Here is a 16,131-nt window from a genome sequence, read left to right as displayed (position 1 = left end):
CGCACCACCACGACGCGGCAGGCCGGGCAGTCGCGCAGGGCGGCGGCCGCGTCGCCGTCGCACACGATCACGTCGGCGATGCGGAGCCACGCCGGGTCGGCACGCCGGTGCTCCGCCCACACCTGGTCGTCGGTGACCTGGCGGACGACCGCGCCGGCTCCGTCTTCCACCAGCAGCTTGCAGCGCACCCGGGCGGTCGGCGGCCGGCTGTCTCCTCCGAGCGGCGTCATGACACGTGGGGCTCGGCGTAGCCGCGATCATCCGCGCCGACCAGTGTCGGTGCGGGAAGGGGATGCGGGGGCGGCGGATCCGTCGGCTCCTGGCACCCCATGAGAGAGTACATGAGGCCGCGCAGCCGTTCGGCGGCGCACCCGGGGGCGGAGGTGAGCAGCGCGGCCATGGCCGCTCCCTGCTCGGGATCGTAGGCGTCGATCGCCGCCTCGATCTGCGGGCGGGCGGGCGCGTCGGCGTCGAACGCGCGGGCGCGGCGGTACAGCTCCGCCACCTGGGAACCGGGGGCCACCTCGGTGAGACGCCCGGCGGCAAGGAGCACGGGGCGGCCCAAGCTAGCCGCGTACATGGTAAGACTGCCCTGGTCTCCCAACACGGCGTCCGCGGCGACGAGAGCGGCCTGCCACGCCGCTTCGGGAGCCAGCAGCCGCAGCCCGGCCCGCAGAGCGGGCTCCAGCCACGCGCGGACCTGACGTCGCCCGTGGACCCACCAAATGCCGGGGTGAAGGACCGCCGCCGTGACATAGCCGCCCGCCAACTCGGTCGGCAAGCGGTTCAGCAGGCCGGATCGGGCGCCCGCGACGCTGTGCGGCCCCCAGGTGCTGGAGACGAGCACCAGACGTTGCGCGTCATTGACACCGAGCGCTTGCCTGTACATCTTGCGGAGCCGCAGGCCGGCGACCATGCGGTCGTAGCAGGGGTCACCGACGACGTGGCACACCTGGAGGGCGTCGGGTACATGCTCGGCGATCTGGTCGAGTTGGCGTTCGTGCGGAACACCGATCGCGGCGGGCACCACGCGCCCGTAGCGGAGAAGCCCGTCGGCGATCGCGCCGCCGAGCGGCCGCCGCACGGGCGGCCCGTATCCGGGGTTGCGCGGCACGAGCTTGGAGTAGCCCACACCGTGGGGAAGCAGCAGGGTGGGCGCACGCACTTCGTCCAGCAGCCCTAGGTTCGCCGCCACGGCGAGATCGAAGCCATGGTGCCGGACTTCCTCCCAGGGGAGGACGGCGGCACCGAGCCTGCGGACGAACTCCGTTCCCGAGGACGCGAACCTCGACCCCGGAGGGACGGAGTAGACGAGCTGGTTGGTGGGCGATTTCTCAAGCAAGGGCGGAATCACGTCCGCAAGACGATCCCCTGCTCCCCAATGATGCACGACGCCCAATAGCGTGCGGGCCGCCGGCCAGGTGAGAGGCGCGAGCGGACCCGTTCTCTCCCACCCTCGTACTGCGCCGTGGACCTCTTCGACCACCGTTCCTCCTTCGCATCGGAGACAACCTCACAGGCTGAGGATGAACGGCGGTACTGTCGATCCTTCTTGCAACATTGCCAGGGAGGGTTTGCACGAACCTTGCAGCCCACCTCACGGCAATGCACCTACCACCCCCGGGGGCGATCGCCAGCCAGAAACACTCTTCATTTGATCCATATCCATGCCTTTACCACCAGTTCCCAGGAAAAGAGACAAACCTCAACCCCGGCCACCCGAAAGGCATCGCACAGACAAATGAGATGGATCGCCATAATGGCGACACTAGCCAACAACGAGCTACTCCGAATGTTGAATAAAGCAGGGAGGATCAAATCGGCATAGAAGATGCCGATTGAGTTGAGAAAACATCAACACCGGAGATACTAACGCACACCAGGCGCGCAGACCCGTCTGAGACCTCAGACTCAGTAACGGTTGGACAACTCAGCACTGCCCACCCGAGTCGTATTGTCCCATTACGGAGATTTTGATACCCGTTGATTGTGAATGGTGGGTTCCCATTCTCGCTGCCAGGCCGTGGGCGCTCCTCCAGTGGGAGACCGCCTCGTTCATGAGCCCTTCTGCGGCGCACAGGTCGCCGATACGGTCGTAGGCGACGAGCTCGTCCAATGCCGACACACCATGTCGGGCAAGCTCAAGGGCGGCCTCGTAGTGCCTCCGGGCGTCGTCCGTACGCCTCAAGGCCCGAGCCACGTCTCCGCACGCAAGCAGGAGAGGCGCTTCGGCAGCAGGGGCCGGGCAGGATCCAGCCAGTCGCAGTCCTTCCTCCAGCGCCCTCAGCGCCTCCTGGGCTCGCCCCAAGGCCAGGAGAGCGCTCCCGATACCTTGAATGGCCTTCACCGCGGCGACAACGTCGCCCATCTCAATCAGATGATCCCGCGCTCGGCGGAATCGAGACAGGGCCGATTCGTGCTGTCCGATGTAAGCCAGAACCTCGGCACCGTTCGAGAGGCTAGAGGCTACCGCCAGGCGGTTCCCAAGTTTTTCAAACGCGGATGTCGCGCGATCACACATCAGAGTTGCTTCTCGGTGGTATCCGCGATGGTGAAGTATGGCCGCATGGTTGTTCAGAACTGATGCCTCGATAGATGGCTCTTCCATATCAGACAACAATTCGAGCGCCTCACCGAAAGCGCTCTCAGCCACCGAGAAATCACCCATGGACGCCGCGCAAGTGCCAATATTGTCCAACGCCTGCACACATCCGCGTTTGTCACCCGAAGCGCGGAGCAACTTCAGCGCCACGCGGTGTTCAATGAGGGCCTCTGTGTTCTTCCCGGTCTCGCCAAGGACAAGACCCAACTGGTTCCTCGCATAGGCTTCCCCCCGCCCTTCTTCGCGGCCCCGCCACATGTCCAGTGCGAGTCGGGAGTTGGCCTCGGCCAGGGCAGTACGCCCAAGGCGGCGCTGTACTCGGCTCAGTTCGTAGGCCGCGAAGGCGGTGCCCTCCGCGTCGTCGCGCTCCCGTAGCAGGTCCAAGGCTGCCCGCAACTGCTCTTCGGCGCTCCCCCACGGGCCGTCGCTGTCGTACAGGCCGCCCAGGGACAGCGGCAGGTAGGCCGCGCGGGCGCGGAAATCGGGGTCGGGGGCGAACTCGCCGTCGCGGGCGCAGGCCATCGCGGCCTCCAGCGCGGCGTACTCCGCCTCGTACCAGCGGCGGGCCGCCAGGGGCGAGTCGAGTTCGGGCAGGCCGCCCCGGTAAGAAGGGCGGGGCTCGGGTCGCGGCCGCCCGGGGTGGACGGTCCGGTCGGCGGCGTCGGCGGCGGCCCAGTAGAAGTCGATGATCCGCAGCAGGACGCTCCGCCGCTCCTCCGCCCGCGTCTCCTCGGCCGCGCGGCCCCGGGCGAACTCCCGGAGCAGCGCGTGCATCCGGTAGGACTCCGGCCCGGTCTCCTCGATGAGGTGCGCGTCGAGCAGTTCCTCGATGACGGCCTCGGCCGCCGCGAACCCCTCGTCCTCGTCCCCGATCGCGGCGGCGGCCGCCGGCAGGGAGAACCGGTCGGAGGGGTGCAGGCTCACGCGCAGGAAGCCGGACCGCGCCGAAGAGCTGAGGGCGTGGAACGAGGTGGCGAAGACGCCGGCGACGTCGTGGCTTGTCGAGCGCATTTCAGCCAGCCCGTTGCGCGCGATCCGGTCCGCGAGGTGCTGCGGCGTCCACGCGGGCCGGTGGAGGAGCCGGGCGCCCGCCACCCGCAGGGCGAGCGGCAGCCCTTCGCAGTCGGCGGTGATGCGCTCGACGGCCGTCCGCGTCGCGGGATCGGTCTCGGCGTCGGGGTCACGGCCGGCCGCCCGCAGGAACATCGCGGCGGACTCCGCCGGGTCGAGGGCCGCCAACTCCAGATGCTGGACGCCGTGGAGTTCGGTGAGGCGGCGCCGACTGGTGACCAGTACCGTGCAGCCGGGGATTCCGGGGATCAGCGGCCCGACCTGGTGGGCGATCGCGTCGTCCAGGAGGATGAGCGTGCGCCGACCCGTCAGGCGACTCGACCACAGTGCCGCACGCGCCTCGGGCTCGCTCGGGATCTCGTCGGCGGGCACGCCCACCGCCCGCAGGAGCCGGTACAAACCGTGCTCGGGCGCCAGGGGCGGCTGCCCTTCGGTGTGGCCGCGCATGTCCAGGTGCAGCCGGGTGTGGAACTCGGGGCGGACCGTGTGCGCCGCCCTCACCGCCAGAGCCGTCTTGCCGCGGCCCGCCATGCCGTGGACCACCACCACGGTCGTGGCGTCCGGACGGCCGCGCGCCCGGGCCACGATGTCGGCCAGTTCGGCCTCGCGCGCGGTGAAGTCGTCGATGTCGCGCGGCAGGTTGTCGAAGACCGGGAGTTCCGGAGCGCGTTCGTTCGAGGCTCGCGGAGACGTCGACTCGTCCCCGGCGCCCCGGGATACGGCACCGGGCTCGGGCGGGGGCGGGTCCACTTCGGCCCCGGCCACCGGGAGGCTGACCGCGCCGGCCCGCTGCCGGGCAGTCCTCGCCCCGTTCCCGCCGCCCGCCAGGATGCGCTCGAAGACGGCCTGGGTGGCGGGGCCCGGGTCGGCTCCGTAGCGGTCCGCTAGCTCGGCGCGCAGGCGGGCGTGGATTTCCAGAGCCTCGGCGTGGCGGCCGCTTCCCGCCAGGGCCTCCATGAGGACGGCGGCCAGGCGCTCGTTGACGGGGTCGGCGGCGGCCGCCTCGGATACGCGGGTGACCACGTCGTCGAAGTGGCCGATGCGCATGGACGACTCCGCCCAGCGCTGGACCAGCAGCGACCACGACTTCAGCATGTTCGTGCGCACGCCCTCGGCCCAGGTGCCGGAGATCTCGGCGAGGGGGTGGCCCTCCCACAGGTCCAGGGCCTCCGACAGCAGGACCACGGCGGCGCGGTGGTCGCCGGACTCCGCCAGGGCGCGGGCGCGCACGCGCAGGAGTTCGGCGCGGTGCCAGTCGACCGCCTCCTTGGCGATCTCCAGCAGGTAGCCCTGCGAGCGGGAGCGCAGGCCGACCCCCGAGCCCCCACCGGCGGCGGCGAGGCGGCCGCGCAGGCGGGTGATGTAGGCGTAGAGGCTGGAGCGCACCCGCGGGGTGGGGGCGTCGCCCCACACGCGGTCGATGATGAGCTGGGTGGGCACCACCTTGCCGGGTTCGAGAGCGAGGTTCGCCAAAATCGAACGCTCCTTCGGGGTCCCGGCGTCCACGGATTCGCCGTCGACCATGATGCGCACCGAAGGCCCGAGCAGCCGAATCTCCACCGACCACCACCCCTCCTGTGGCCTATGGTCACACCGAAATTGCGCGCTATCCAGACGCGCGCGCAAGATCTTTTATCCGCAAGTAAAACAGCGGCTCCAAGCTGCGGTTATGTGGCGGATTTATCGAGGTGGGGGTATTGTCTGAGCGCGAAGCAGAAGATCATCCTCGTGAATCACAATGGCCACTTCGAGGATTCCGCGCATTTCCCCGGAAAATGCACGGTCCGCCGCATGTTCGGATGCACGTGAAAAAGCGCCCGAGCGCGGAGGTGGTGACACCGGAGGGCCACTCCGGAAGAAGGGGATTCCTTTTCCCAAAGTGGCACCGGTGCACCTCCGCGCTCGGGCGCTTGGCGCCGGGGGCGAACCCGGGCCGGGGGTCAGCCTCCGGCGCCGGTGATCCGGCCGTAGATGTCGTTGACGCACAGCACCAGGAACAGGCCGCCGGCGATGGCCAGGCCGACGTTGCTCACGATTCCGTTGCGCCATTCCTTGGGGGTGTGGCGGGTGTTGAGCAGCCACATGAGGGTGAACGCGAGGAACGGCATGAACGCCGAGCCGAGCACGCCGTAGGCGATGATGAGCTGGATCGGCTCGTCCAGGATGAGCAGCAGCATCGGCGGGAAGGTCAGCCAGATCAGGTAGGCGCGGAACTCCTTGCTGGTCTCGCGCTCCTCCACCGGGATCGAGGGCTTCCCGCGCAGTTTGCGCACGAAGTCGGCGAACATCAGGCTGACGCCGTGCCACACGCCGATCAGCGAGGTGTAGGCGGCGGCGAAGAACCCGATGAGGAACAGGATGGAGACCACCGGGCCGAACTCCTCGCGGAGGACCTCGGCCAGGGTGATCAGGCCCTGGTCGCCGTCGGCCAGCGCCACCTGCATCGGGCGCAGCAGTTCGGCGCCGACCACCAGCATCGCCAGCACGAACACACCGGTGGTGATGTAGGCCACCCGGTTGTCCATGCGCATCATCTTGATCCACGTGGAGTCGCGCCAGCCCTTGGCGTTCACCCAGAAGCCGTAGGCCGCCATGGTGATGGTGCCGCCCACGCCGCCGATGAGGCCGAGGGTGTTGAAGAGGGAGCCCTCGGGGACGGTGGGGACGAGCCCGGTGGCCATGCCGCCGAGGTTGGGGACCAGGTACACGGCCAGCCCCACCACGGTCACGAACATGACGCCGACTAGGACGGTCATGACCTTCTCAAAGACCGGGTACTGGTTGAACCACACGAACACCAGCCCCGAGATGCCCGCGATGATCGCGAACACCGGCAGCGGCACCGCCGGGAACATCGCCGCCAGCGGCAGCGCGGTGGCCGACATGGCGGTGGCGCCGTAGACGAAGCCCCAGATCACGATGTAGGGCGCGAAGAAGACGAACGTCCACAGCCCCAGGCTGCGCCAGCCGTCGAAGATGGTGGTGCCGGTGGCCAGGTGCCAGCGGCCGGTCGCCTCGGCCAGGGAGATCTTGACGATGCAGCCCACGATCACCGCCCACAGCAGGGCGTAGCCGTAGTTCTCGCCCGCCACCAGGGTGGCGACCAGGTCACCGGACCCCACACCGGTCGCGGCAGCCACGATCCCGGGACCGATCAGCTTCCAACTGGTGTTGCGCTGCTCGGTTTTCGGCTCTTGCACCCGCAGACTCCCCTCGCCCGAAATACGTGGTTAATGACTATGTGACGTGGTTGATCCTGATGGGTGGAGGCGGGGAAGTCCAGAGCCTTAACCAAGCGGTGACCAGGAGAAACCCAGGCGACCGGCCGCCGGGGGTCAGCGGACGGTGGTCGAGAAGGAGTGCGTGGCGAGTCCGGCGCCGCCCCGCCAGGGCTCGAACCGGCCTGGATGCTGGTGAGGTACCACTCCGGGCGGACCGCGCCGCGGGCCACGGCGACGTCGGTGAAGGCGGTGAGGTCCAGCCCCGAGACGGAGTCGGTGGGGGTGGTGCGGATGAAGCTGATGACGTTCCAGCCGATGTTGCCCTGCCAGATGTCCCAGGTGGCACCGGCGACCGAAACCCCGGTGGCCACCCGCTGACCGATGGGCTGGACGCCGCCCTGGTACTTCAGCCAGATCATCAGCTCGGCGTCGTTCTGCGCGGGGGCGTTGGGGTCGGCGTCGTACCACAGGTCGTAGGCGACGTTGTAGACGCCGGTGGAGGGCGAACTGGTCTGCCAACTGCTGGTGACGGTGTTCATGCGGCTGACCTGCACCGGCAGGCCGCTGCCGATGGTGCAGTTGCGGTAGTGGCAGCCGACGTAGATGGAGGGGTAACCGGCGGGGGCGCCGCTGGTGGAGTTGTTGTGGTCGGCGGTGGTGACGCGGAAGGACGTGCCGTTGACCTCGACGCACTGCCGGGTGTCGGCGCCCCAGACGTTGTTCTGCACGATGTAGCGCCCGCCGTCGACGCGGGTGGAGGCGTACTTGTCGCACAGCGTCTCGCGCGCGGCCACCGACGGAGCGCCGGTGTCGGCCGCGGCGGAGGGGACGCCGCCGGTGAGGAGCGCGGCGGCTGCCAGGGCGGCCGCACCCGCCGCCGCCCAGGTGCGGCGGCCGGCGCGGGGGGTGCGGCCGGCGCGGACGCCGGCGCGGCCCGGCCGCTGGGGGATGGGGGGGGAGCAGCATGGCTGGGGTTCCTTTCTGCCTGTCCGCCGCCGTTGGGGGCCGGCGGTTCGCGCGTTCGGGCCGGCAGCCGCACCGGGAGCGCTCCCATTCATGCGAGCCGGGTGAGCCGCGGTCGCCGTGGGGAGCCGCACCGCCGGCGCGGCGCGCGCCGGCCGCCGCGAGCGGAGAGCCCGCCATGGGGTGGGACGGGCCCGGACCCGTGTCGTCGGGAGTGCCCCGCGAGACAGGACTCCACTGCCAGAGTCGCCCGCGACCTACCGGGCGTCAAGGGCGCGTCACAAAGAGCCACATCAGAGGGCGCGGCGCCGGTCCCAAGGCGGGCGCAGGGTGAGGGCGAGGCGCAGGTCCGGGCCGGGTGGCGGCGAGCGCATACCCTCATAAGGTGACCAACTCGGTGACCAGCACCCCCACCCCGACCGGCATCGCGGCCACGGCCGAGGCGGTCCGCGCGGTCCTCGGCGACGGACCGGTGGTCGCGCTCACCGGCGCGGGGGTCTCGACCGATTCCGGGATCCCGGACTACCGGGGGCCGGACTCCCCGCCCCGCACCCCGATGACCTACCAGCAGTTCGTGGGCGACCCCGGGTTCCGCCGCCACTACTGGGCGCGCAACCACGTGGGATGGCGCCACGTGCACCGCACCCGGCCCAACGACGGCCACCGCGCGCTGGCCGACCTGGAGGCCGCCGGGGTGGTGTCGGGCGTGATCACCCAGAATGTCGACACCCTGCACGACGCGGCCGGCAGTCGGCGGGTCATCGACCTGCACGGCCGCTACGACCGCGTGGTGTGCCTGTCGTGCGCCGAGGTGACCACCCGCGCGGCCCTGGCCGAGCGGCTGACCGCGCTCAACCCCGATTTCACCGACGGGGTCGAGGACGTCGAGACCGCGCCCGACGCCGACGCGGTGCTGGCCTCGACCGAGGGGTTCCGGGTGGCCGACTGCGCGGCGTGCGGCGGGGTGCTCAAGCCCGACATCGTGTACTTCGGCGAGAACGTGCCCAAGGCGCGGGTGCACGAGGCCTACGCCCTGGTGGACGCGGCGTCGGCGGTGCTGGTGGCGGGGTCGTCGCTGACGGTGCTGTCGGGCCGCAGGTTCGTCAAGCGCGCCGCCGAGCAGGGCAAGCCCGTGGTGATCGTCAACCGCGGGCCCACGCGCGGCGACGCGCTGGCCGCGCTCAAGGTGGAGGAGGGGTGTTCGCCGGTGCTGCGCGCCCTGGCGGACTGCTACACCCGGTGAACCGCGCCCGAGCCGTGGGCGGCGGCGTTCGCGGGTAGGACGAAGGCTGTGACACCCCCTGGCGGACCGGCCGGCGCGGGTTTCCCCGTGCGCGACGCACGCGGCAACGCCCTGCTCGGGTTCGGCCCCGCGCCACCCGACCCCGACCCCGGCGCGCCGCCGATGCCGCTGGCGCTGCTGGTGGCCGCCGCGCGCGGCGGCGTGGTGGTGGTGTTCGACACCTACCGCGCCCAGTGGGAGCTGCCGGGCGGCGGAATAGAGCCGGGCGAGGAGCCGGAGCGGGCCGCCCGCCGGGAGTTCGCCGAGGAGACCGCGCAGCGCGCCGAAAGCGTGCGGTGGGCGGGGACGGCGGAGTTCGCCCTGGCCGAGGGCCGCCGCGAACGCGGCGCGGTGTTCCGCGGCACCTGCGTGTTCGCCCCCGAGAGGTTCGCCCCCACCCCCGAGATCGCCGCGGTGCGCCTGTGGTCCCCGGGCACCGGGCTGCCGGGCATGAGCCCCATCGACGCCCGGATCGCCGTGCTGGCGCTGGCCACCGCCGGCCCCGGCCCGCTCGGGTGAGCCGGCGCCGGGCCGGCCGGAGGGCGGCCGGCCGCCGGGGTCGAGGTCCCGGCTGAGGAACAGGGCGACCTCGCCCTCGCTCGGCGTGCCCCGGTAGAGGCTGGTGTCGAGGCCGCACAGGGAGAAGCCCATCCGCAGGTAGGCCCGGACGGCGGGGACGTTGAGGTTGGAGGTCTCCAGCCACGCCGTGCGCGCGCCGTGCCGCCGCCCGTAGGCGCAGACCCGCCGCATCAGGGCCGAGCCGACACCGCGCCCGCGGTAGGCGGGCGCCACCGTGATCCGGTGGACGACCAGCCTGCGGTTCCAGCGCTCCAGCCCGACCTCGGCGAAGCCGCACAGGGTGCCGCCGGCCACGGCGACCTCGACGCGGCGGTCGGCGGACGCGCCGCGGCCCTGGGGATCGCCGTCACCGCCGTCGTCGCCGTCGTCGTCATCGTCATCGTCGGGGAACACCTTGACCAGCGGGGGGTCGACGGGCACCACGCGGAGCGTGAACCCGTGGTCGTCGGCGGCGACCTGGTACACCGCGTCGGTGGTGAAGGAGTCGTCGAGCGCGTCGAGGGCCGCCTGATCCCCCGGCCCGGCCTCCCGGAACACGATCGGCTCAGCACCCATAGCCCTCACCACCCCTTCCCGACCTGTGCCGGGATCCGCACACCCGACCGCACACCCCATGCTCCCGCGCCCCGGCCACGGGACGCCAGTCGAGCGCGGCGCCTGTGGAATACCGGGACCGCCGATGATCGCCTTGGCGGCATGGCCTGCCGTCTTCTGATTTTCTGGCCTTCCCGGTGAGAAACCGGCCCACGTTCCTGCTCCACGTCGTAGCATTTCGCCCAATACCGACGCTGTCGGTCCTTTTTGTCTGCCGCGTCCCCCGCTCGGTCGCCATTTCCATGGGAGATCTATGCGACAGGAGAGCCGCGATCCCTCCGGCGGCCCCGCCTCGCCCTATCCGGGAACCTCGTTCGAGGGGTACCGCTATAACTCCCCTCCGAACTGGCCCGCGCCGCCGCCCGGCTGGGTGCCGCCTCCGGGCTGGCATCCCAACGCCGCGTGGGGTCCCGCGCCTGCGGGATGGCAGTTCTGGGTCCCCGTCGCTTCCCCGTCCATACCGCCGCAACCGGCGGCCGCTCCGCCGCCGGCAGGAGGGCCGGGGCAGCCGCAACCCTCCACCCAGCCGACGGCCACCCCCCTGGTCGACACCGAGATCGGACTTTTCGGCGCCCGATCCAAGGCCCGCGAACTGGCGAACAAGGTCAACCGCCTCGCTGAGGAGAACGCCCACCTGCGAGCCGAACTGGAGCGTCTCGGCGTGCTGGACGCCGCCGAACTGGAGGAGGTCAAGCGGCGGCTGGGCGACGACATCGCCGAACTGCAGCAGCGCCACACCCGGGAGTTCGAGCAGGCGCAGCAGGCCCACCGCCAGGTGGAAGCCGCCCACCAGGCGGAGGTCGCGCGCGCCGTGGCCGAGTCCGAGCGACTCTGGGCGCGCATCGGCGAACTGCAGCGCCAGATCGTCGTGACCGAGGACATCGCGGCCCTGCAGGAGGCCGGCGTCTATGAATACGCGCATCCGCTGGACGACTCCGTCGCCTACAAGGCGGAACTCGCCGTGCTCAAGGACGAGATCAAGGCCATGAACCGCAAGGACGGCGGAGCGGTCCAGGCCACCACGAACTTCACGTTGAACGACTCACTCGCCGAAGGGCGCCGCATGGTGGGCGAGTTCTCCAAACTGCTGTTGCGCGCCTACAACAACGAGGCTGACAACCTGGTGCGCGGTATGAAGCCCTACAAGCTCGCGACGGCCAGGGAGCGGCTCGGCAAGACACGTTCCACCGTCGAGAAGCTCGGCCGGTCCATGGACATCCGCATATCCCACAATTACCACCAACTTCGCCTCCGCGAACTGGAACTGACCGCCGACCACCTGAACAAACTCGCCGAGGAGAAAGAGCGCGAACGCGAAGAGAAGGCGCGTCTGCGCGAGGAGCGTTTGGCGCAGGCTGAACTGGAGCGGGAGAAGGCGCGATTGGAGAAGGAGCGCCGCCACTACGAGAACGCGCTAGCAGCCCTCCGCGCGAAGGGCGACGAGGGCGGCGCCCAGCGCCTGCAGGGGCAGATCGACGACATCGCCAAGGCCATGGACGACGTGGAGGAGCGGGCCGCGAACGTCCGCGCCGGATACGTCTACGTCATCTCCAACCTCGGTTCCTTCGGCGAGCGCATGGTGAAGGTGGGGATGACCCGCCGCCTCGACCCGCTCGACCGGGTGCGGGAGCTGAGTGACGCCTCGGTCCCGTTCAACTTCGACGTGCACGCCCTGCACTTCTCCAACGACGCGGTGGGGGTCGAGGCCGAACTCCACCGCAGGCTCGCCGACAAGCGGGTCAACCGGGTCAACCAGCGACGGGAGTTCTTCTACGCCACACCGGCCGAGGTCCGCGAACTCCTCGAAAGCGTCGCCGGCGATCTGCTCCAGTACACCGAGACGTCGGAGGCCGCCGAGTACAGGCAGAGCGTCGCCGAGTCCGGCGGAGAATCAACTCCCGCGGCCATAGCCGCCGACTGAGGCACCCTCCCTTCCGGTGTCGGCCCACGGCGGCGGCACCGGAAGGGAGACGCGCTGGGCACCGCGTCCGGGTGCGGCGCCGGGGCTACCAGCCGGCGCCGGGGAAGGCGGTGCGGATGGCGGGGCGGGCGGCGGTGAGGACGGTGGGGAACCAGACCGAGAACGGGGCCTCGGCGAGGAGGTCGGCCAGGGCCTCGGGGGTGGCGAGGGTGGTCTCGGCGACCTCCAGGGGGTCGGGGTTGAGGGGGGCGCCCAGGCGGCCCACGAAGAGGTGGTTGTACTCCTTCTCGACCAGGCCGGAGGCTGGGTCGGGGAGGTCGTAGGTGACCGTGCCGGCCTCGGTGAGGAGGGTGGGGGCGGCGCCCAGCTCCTCGACGGTGCGGCGGGCGGCGGCCAGGAACGGGGGCTCGCCGGGGTAGGGGTGGCCGCAGCAGGTGTTGGACCACACCCCGGGCGAGTGGTACTTCTCGTGCGCCCGGCGCTGGAGCAGCATCCGGCCGTCGGCGGAGAACAGGAACACGGAGAACGCGCGGTGCAGGGCGCCCGGCGGCTGGTGGGCGGCGAGCTTCTCCGAGACGGCGACGGCGGTGCCCTCGGGGTCGACGAGTTCGACCATGATGTCGGCGTTGGGCATGGGACCCCTCGGTGTCGATCGGCGGCGCGGCGGCGCGGTGGCCGGCCGCGAGGCGGGCGGCGGGCTCGCGGACCTGCGGTTACCTCTGGTTACCACAGGCGGGGCGGCGAGCGCCGGGAGACGGCCGACGCGGGTGCCACCTGGCCACCCGGTCCACGTGGATCGGCGCGCCCGGCGCGGCCCGCCCCGGGCTGAGCCGGGCGGGCGCGCGGCGCGCACCTGTCCCCCGGCCGGTCCCGCTCCCGTCCGGCCGGGTCCCCGGCGGCCGGCGCCCGGTCCTACTGCTGGTCGCCCCCGTCGGGCGGCGCCTGGGCCGCGCGCTCGGCGCTGTTGGCGGCCGTCCGCGCGACCGCGCTGGCCTGGATGTGCTCGGCCATGATCCGCTCGGCGGCCTCGGCGTCGCGGCGCTCCAGCGCCTCCAGCAGGCGCTCGTGGGCGTCGAGGAACAGGCGGGCGTTGTCGGGGTCGTTCCACAGCGACACCGACGGCGGCACCGGGTTGTTCTGCCGGATGGAGCGCACGTGGGCGGCCAGGAACGCCGGGCCGCCGATGTCGGCGACGGTCTGGTGGAACAGCCGGCTGTCCTGGGCCGCCTGGTGGGCGTCGGCGCCGCGCATGCGCTCGTGGATGCGGCGCAACTGGGCCAGGCCGTCGTCGGTGATGCGGGCGGCCGCCAGCCGGGCGGTGAGCCCCTCGACCGCCGCGCGCAGCAGGTACAGCTCCTCGGCGGCGCCCGACCCGAGTTCGGACACCGTGGCGCCGTGGTGGGCGCGGTAGGAGATCAGGCCGTCGCTCTCCAGGCGGCGCAGCGCCTCGCGCACCGGGGTGATCGAGACCCCGAGGCGGGCGGCGATCTCCTCCTGCCCGATGGCCGCGCCCGGTGGGAGTTCGCCGTTGAGGATCTCGTGGCGCAGGACCTCGTGGACGTAGTCGGCCTTGCTGCCCGGGGGGCGGCGGGCCGGCGCGGCGGGAGTGGTCGCCCCCGCAGAGCCGCGGGTCCTGGCGCGAGCCACTGGGGCGTCTCCTCCCTGCGCGAAACCGGTCGCGCCCAGTCTAGTGGGAGGCGCGGTGCGACCCGGGCCACACAGGGGGTTGACCTATATCCCATATTTTATAAGATGCATCCTCATGCAACCCCTGGGAAACATCCGGGTCATCGACGCGGCGACCCTCTTCGCCGGTCCGATGGCGGCCACCTATCTCGGCGACTTCGGCGCCGACGTGATCAAGGTCGAGCACCCCCGCCGCGGCGACCCCTCGCGCGGGCACGGCCAGGCCAAGGACGGCGTCGGGCTGTGGTGGAAGCTCCTCTCGCGCAACAAGCGCGTCACCGCCGTCGACTTCTCGGTCCCCGAGGGCCAGGAGGTCGCGCTGCGCCTGCTCGCCGACGCCGACGTCCTGATCGAGAACTTCCGCCCCGGCACGCTGGAGCGCTGGAACCTCGCGCCCGAGCGGCTGTGGGAGGTCAACCCGCGCCTGGTCATCGCCCGCGTCACCGGGTTCGGGCAGAAGGGGCCGATGGCCCACCGCCCCGGGTTCGGCACGCTGGCCGAGGCCATGAGCGGGTTCGCCGCCATCACCGGCGAGCCCGACGGCCCGCCCACCCTGCCCCCGCTGGCCCTGGCCGACGGCATCGCCGCGCTGGCCGTGGCCTACGGGGTGATGGTCGCGCTCAACGCGCGCGAGCAAACCGGGCGCGGCCAGGTGGTGGACCTGGCGATCATCGAGCCCATCCTCACCGTCCTGGGCCCCCAGATCACCGCCTACCACGCCCTGGGCACCGTGCCCGCGCGCACCGGCAACCGCTCCTCCAGCAACGCGCCGCGCAACACCTACCGCACGCGCGACGGCCGCTGGCTGGCCATCTCCACCAGCGCCCAGAACATCGCCGAGCGGGTGGTGCGCCTGGTCGGGCGGCCCGACCTCGTGGAGCAGCCGTGGTTCGCCTCGGGCCGCACCCGCGCCGAGCACGCCGACGAACTCGACGCGGCGGTGGGCGGGTGGATCGCCGAACGCGACGCCGACGAGGTGATCGCGGCCTTCGAGGAGGCCCAGGCGGCGGTCGCGCCGATCTACGACGTGCGCGACATCGCCCACGACCCGCAGTACGCCGCGCTGGAGTCGATCGTGCACGTGCCCGACGAGGAGCTGGGCTCGGTCGCGTTGCAGAACGTGGTGTTCCGGCTGTCGGAGACCCCCGGCGGGATCCGCTGGGCGGGCCCGCCCAAGGGCGCGCACTCCGATGAGGTCCTGGGCGCGCTGGGCTACGGCGCCGACGACATCGCGCGGCTGCGCGAGGCGGGGGTGGTGGCGTGACCTCCCGGCCCGCCTCCGACGCGCCCGGCGCGCCCGCCGCCGCCCGCCCGCCCCTGGTGGCCTGGCTGTATGTGCCCGGCGACCGCCCCGACCGGTTCGCCAAGGCCATGGCCGGCGGCGCCGACGCGGTCATCCTCGACCTGGAGGACGCCGTGCTGGCGCCCGCCAAGGACGCCGCGCGGCGCAACGTGGCCGGCTTCCTGGCCGGTCTGGACCCCGCCGACGCTGCCCGCCGCCCGCGGGTCCACGTGCGGATCAACCCGCCGCGCGGGGAGCACGGCGCCCGCGACCTCGACGCCCTCGGCGCCCTGGGCGCCGCCGCCGCGCCCGACGCGGTGCGGGTGCCCAAGGTCGAGGGCCCGGCCGATGTGGACCCGGTCGCCGAGCGGCTGCCCGCCGGCACCGAGGTGCACTGCCTGCTGGAGTCGGCTCTGGGGGTGCACAACGCGGCCGCCATCGCCGCCCACCCGGCGGTGCGGGCGCTGGCCCTGGGCGAGGCCGACCTCGCCGCGCAGATGCGCCTGCGCGGCGACGCCGCCTACACCTGGCTGCGCGCGCAGGTGGTGCTGGCCTGCGCCGCGACCGGGCTGCCGGCGCCCGCGATGGCGGCCTACACCGACGTCGCCGACACCGAGGGCCTGTACGCCTCCTGCCGGGCTGGCCGCGACCTGGGCATGTTCGGCCGCACCGCCATCCACCCGCGCCAGGTCGAGGTGATCCGGCGCGCCTTCACCCCCGACGCGGAGGAGGTGGCGCGCGCCCGCGAGGTCGCCGCGGCCGCCGAGCGGGGCGCCGCCGACGGCACCGGCGCCATCGCGCTGCCCGACGGGCGGTTCATCGACGCCCCGATCGTGGAGTCGGCGCTGCGCACGATCGCGCTCGCCGAGCACCTGGGCGCCCGCCCCCACTGACGGCGGCGGGCCGCGCCCCCCATCCCGGGGCGCGGCC

At 72.0% G+C, this 16,131-nt stretch carries 12 protein-coding genes and 1 pseudogene; 6 read left to right on the top strand and 7 right to left on the bottom strand.

Annotated features, from left to right (window positions below; translation table 11 throughout):
* Positions 1-226: 226 nt before the first annotated feature.
* The 4 genes from LG943_RS07295 to LG943_RS07280 form a co-directional block, all read right to left on the bottom strand.
* Positions 227-1,486 (bottom strand): hypothetical protein, encoded by a 1,260-nt coding sequence (locus tag LG943_RS07295; protein ID WP_270071431.1) that lies wholly within the window; start codon positions 1,484-1,486, stop codon positions 227-229.
* Between the two features lie 444 nt (positions 1,487-1,930).
* Positions 1,931-5,233, bottom strand: coding sequence for an AfsR/SARP family transcriptional regulator (locus LG943_RS07290; RefSeq protein WP_270071430.1), 3,303 nt, complete (start codon positions 5,231-5,233; stop codon positions 1,931-1,933).
* 380 nt (positions 5,234-5,613) lie between these two features.
* A complete protein-coding gene (locus LG943_RS07285; RefSeq protein WP_270071429.1) occupies positions 5,614-6,873 on the bottom strand; it encodes an Nramp family divalent metal transporter in 1,260 nt (419 codons plus the stop codon).
* Entirely contained in the window at positions 6,828-7,688 is an 861-nt protein-coding gene (locus LG943_RS07280; RefSeq protein WP_270071428.1) for a GH12 family glycosyl hydrolase domain-containing protein, read from the bottom strand. Before LG943_RS07280 ends, LG943_RS07285 begins: the two co-directional genes overlap by 46 nt.
* 554 nt (positions 7,689-8,242) lie before the next feature.
* Between LG943_RS07280 and LG943_RS07275 the strand changes: the two genes are divergently transcribed.
* Positions 8,243-9,100 (top strand): NAD-dependent protein deacetylase, encoded by an 858-nt coding sequence (locus LG943_RS07275; RefSeq protein ID WP_270071427.1) that lies wholly within the window; start codon positions 8,243-8,245, stop codon positions 9,098-9,100.
* Positions 9,101-9,187: 87 nt separating this feature from the next.
* Complete coding sequence (locus tag LG943_RS07270; protein ID WP_270071426.1) at positions 9,188-9,658, top strand: NUDIX hydrolase; 471 nt, start codon at positions 9,188-9,190, stop codon at positions 9,656-9,658.
* Between the two features lie 171 nt (positions 9,659-9,829).
* On the opposite strand, the pseudogene LG943_RS27750 reads toward LG943_RS07270, so the two are convergent.
* Positions 9,830-10,012: pseudogene (locus LG943_RS27750) on the bottom strand (GNAT family N-acetyltransferase); the annotation flags it as partial.
* Between LG943_RS27750 and LG943_RS07265 the strand changes: the two are divergent.
* A complete protein-coding gene (locus tag LG943_RS07265) occupies positions 9,941-10,453 on the top strand; it encodes a hypothetical protein (protein WP_270071425.1) in 513 nt (170 codons plus the stop codon). The pseudogene LG943_RS27750 and the gene LG943_RS07265 overlap by 72 nt on opposite strands.
* A 112-nt stretch (positions 10,454-10,565) precedes the next feature.
* Positions 10,566-12,233 (top strand): DUF4041 domain-containing protein, encoded by a 1,668-nt coding sequence (locus LG943_RS07260; protein ID WP_270071424.1) that lies wholly within the window; start codon positions 10,566-10,568, stop codon positions 12,231-12,233.
* Between the two features lie 85 nt (positions 12,234-12,318).
* Here LG943_RS07260 and idi read toward each other — a convergent pair whose 3' ends face one another.
* Both idi and LG943_RS07250 read right to left on the bottom strand, forming a co-directional pair.
* Positions 12,319-12,867, bottom strand: coding sequence for an isopentenyl-diphosphate Delta-isomerase (gene idi, locus LG943_RS07255; protein WP_270071423.1), 549 nt, complete (start codon positions 12,865-12,867; stop codon positions 12,319-12,321).
* A 278-nt stretch (positions 12,868-13,145) separates the two neighbouring features.
* Positions 13,146-13,880 (bottom strand): GntR family transcriptional regulator, encoded by a 735-nt coding sequence (locus LG943_RS07250; protein ID WP_270071422.1) that lies wholly within the window; start codon positions 13,878-13,880, stop codon positions 13,146-13,148.
* Positions 13,881-13,995: 115 nt separating this feature from the next.
* Between LG943_RS07250 and LG943_RS07245 the strand changes: the two genes are divergently transcribed.
* Complete coding sequence (locus LG943_RS07245; RefSeq protein WP_270071421.1) at positions 13,996-15,183, top strand: CaiB/BaiF CoA transferase family protein; 1,188 nt, start codon at positions 13,996-13,998, stop codon at positions 15,181-15,183.
* Positions 15,180-16,094 (top strand): HpcH/HpaI aldolase/citrate lyase family protein, encoded by a 915-nt coding sequence (locus LG943_RS07240; RefSeq protein WP_270071420.1) that lies wholly within the window; start codon positions 15,180-15,182, stop codon positions 16,092-16,094. Before LG943_RS07245 ends, LG943_RS07240 begins: the two co-directional genes overlap by 4 nt.
* Positions 16,095-16,131: the final 37 nt, after the last annotated feature.

It is taken from the genome of Streptomonospora mangrovi, from assembly GCF_027604915.1.
GTDB lineage: Bacteria > Actinomycetota > Actinomycetes > Streptosporangiales > Streptosporangiaceae > Streptomonospora > Streptomonospora mangrovi.
The sequence above is the reverse complement of the archived record's forward strand: the minus strand, read 5'-3'. Positions and strand labels throughout refer to the sequence as shown.